Origin of the sequence: Eudoraea sp. (genome assembly GCF_049665975.1) — a bacterium.
GTDB lineage: Bacteria > Bacteroidota > Bacteroidia > Flavobacteriales > Flavobacteriaceae > Eudoraea.
Genome location: NZ_JBATGR010000346.1, coordinates 1 through 1,720, shown reverse-complemented (window position 1 = coordinate 1,720; position 1,720 = coordinate 1). Strand labels below are relative to the sequence as shown.

The following is a 1,720-nucleotide window of genomic DNA, read 5'->3' as shown; positions in this document are numbered from 1 at the left end:
CCCCTTGTATTGCTTGCTTTAATTATAGGTAAGGTTCTGGATGTTTTTCGAAAATTAGTTGCACCTATCGCGGATAAAATTCCCATTGAAGCAATCGGCGGAATTACCATATCCAGAATAATCGCGTTACTTATACTTTTATTGGTCTGCTTTATAGCTGGTTTATTTGCCCATACAAAAAAAATAAAAGAGTTGAGGAAATGGATTGAAACTAATATTCTTTCGCATATACCTGGTTATACTTTGTTAAAAGGTATGACCGAATCTGCTGCAGGAATTGAATCTGATGATTTAAAAGATGTCGTCCTGGTAAATATCGAAGAAGTCTGGCAGATTGGTTTTTTAATGGATAAAATTGATGACGAATTGTGTTCTGTGTATATTCCCGGTGCTCCAAACCCAATGTCCGGGGATGTTTTTTTCGTCAAAAATGAACGCCTTAAAATACTGGATTTACCAGAGTTAAGCGCAATGAAAATTTATAAAAAATTGGGATTAGACGCGAAGAAGATTCTGAATGGGCAAGTTAACCAATCATCTTTTTGAGTAAAATTTGGATTGAAAAAGCATATGCTTTATATATACAGTTATTTAGTTTAAATATTACCAATACTATTATTTTGCCCTTATCCTTTGTACATGTACTTTTACAATTAGGTTTACTTGCATTTTTATAAGAAAATTCAAGAGAATTTAAAACTTAATAGAATAATAGTTAAACACAAACGGAGTATTACCAATAATAGAAAATATGACTACTTCAATTTTTGATTCCATACCCATCTATTATGTTTACTTTGGTATTTGTATTTTGATGTTAATCGCTTTTGAGATTGGTTATCAAATTAGCAGGCGTTCTAAAGGAATTAAAGAAGAGGTGGAACCCGCTACGCTAGCACCAGTTATTGGCGGATTAATTGGATTATTGGGATTCCTCATGGCTTTTACATTTTCCATTGCCACAGAACAATTTAGTCAGCGTAAACAATACGTTCTTGAGGAAGCCAACGAAATTGGAACTTCTTACCTAAGGGCATACCTTGTTGATACGAAATACAAAACCGAAGTAAAGCGATTATTAAGGGAATATGTTGACACGCGCCTGCAAGCCCTGAGCAGCACAAATATCAACAATGAACTCGTCAGATCAGTTGAGTTGCATAGTCTTTTATGGAATGAAGTATCGAATGCTGCATTAGTTACTCCCAATACCAACACGGCGATGCTGGTTCAGTCTATTAATAATGTGATTGATATGCATGAAAAAAGGGTTACTGCAGGTTTGCGAAATCGGATTCCTATTGCAATTTGGATAACACTTCTGGCCATCTCGTTCGTGACCATGGCTATAATAGGTATTAAAGCAGGTTTTACCAAACCAAGGGGTTTGATTGCTGTAATTCCCATGATATTGGCCTTTGCCGCACTCACCACACTTATTGTGGATCTCAACCGTCCTCAAAAAGGGTTATTTAAGGTAGGGCAAGAATCGTTGATTTCACTTCAAAAGAGTATGCAAAAAGATGTGCAATAAGCGTGCGACTTTCATCACCCCTTTTTCCTAATTCTCTTATATCCTTGGTGTATTTCTTTATGACATAAATCATAGTTTGTCTTTTGTTGATATCCTACCTTTTGAAACTAATTTTAAATTAAAGACGATGGCAATAAACAAAAATGATAAAAGTTCCTGGGCTATTGGTGGAACTACGCTTATTGG

At 35.3% G+C, this 1,720-nt stretch carries 2 protein-coding genes; both read left to right on the top strand.

The features are described 5' to 3' along the window. Positions 1-546 (top strand): DUF502 domain-containing protein (locus WBN20_RS12030; protein WP_424281856.1); only part of this gene is annotated, 546 nt, incomplete at its 5' end. A gap of 205 nt (positions 547-751) precedes the next feature. Next, on the top strand, positions 752-1,534 hold the full coding sequence (locus tag WBN20_RS12025; RefSeq protein ID WP_424281855.1) for a hypothetical protein: 783 nt from the start codon (positions 752-754) through the stop codon (positions 1,532-1,534). Positions 1,535-1,720: the final 186 nt, after the last annotated feature.

What these genes read in the sequence shown, in the direction of transcription:
- WBN20_RS12025 (WP_424281855.1), top strand. Translation starts at nt 752, where the DNA reads ATGACTACTTCAATTTTTGATTCCATACCCATCTATTATGTTTACTTT.